This window comes from Psychrobacter sp. NG254, assembly GCF_015277735.1.
Taxonomy (GTDB): Bacteria; Pseudomonadota; Gammaproteobacteria; order Pseudomonadales; family Moraxellaceae; genus Psychrobacter.
Map to the genome: position 1 here is coordinate 1 of NZ_JADHDA010000029.1, position 514 is coordinate 514.

Annotated in this window: 1 protein-coding gene; it reads right to left on the bottom strand. The window is 61.1% G+C overall.

What is annotated here, in order from left to right; translation table 11 throughout:
* Nucleotides 1-514: sensor histidine kinase (locus IP510_RS13640; protein ID WP_227669802.1), on the bottom strand; the 514-nt coding region annotated here is incomplete at both ends.

Consider the following 514-nt stretch of genomic DNA (forward strand, 5'->3'; position numbering starts at 1 on the left):
GGAATTCGCACGCTCAGCTCGAAGCGATCTCCGGCGTCATCGACGGCGGTATCAAGTGTTCCGCCGAGGGTGGCGACGCGGCTTCGGAGTCCCACTAGCCCACTACCGAGAACTTCGCCCGCCGAGGCTGAGCTTCGCAGTTCGTTGTTGCTGATCACCAACGTGCTCTCGCTGTCGTTGCTGTCGAGCTGGATCGACACTTGGGTTGCTTCACTGTGTCGCAGGATATTCGTCGTGGCCTCGCGCACCGTGCCGACGGCCAGATCACACTGAGCACCAGCAGCCGCGAGAACTTCGCGCGCGTTCTCGAGTTCGTTGTCGAGCTCAACTTCGCGATACCCGGCCACGAGTGACCGGGTCTCTTCGAGGGCTTGTTTGGCGATCATCCGAGTTTCGTGAATGTGTTCGCGGGCTGCCTCGGGGTCGATGGCGAGCATCCGTTCGGCCAGCTCAGATTTGAGGGCGATCACTTGCAGGTGGTGTCCCTGAATGTCGTGCAGGTCTGAGGCGAATC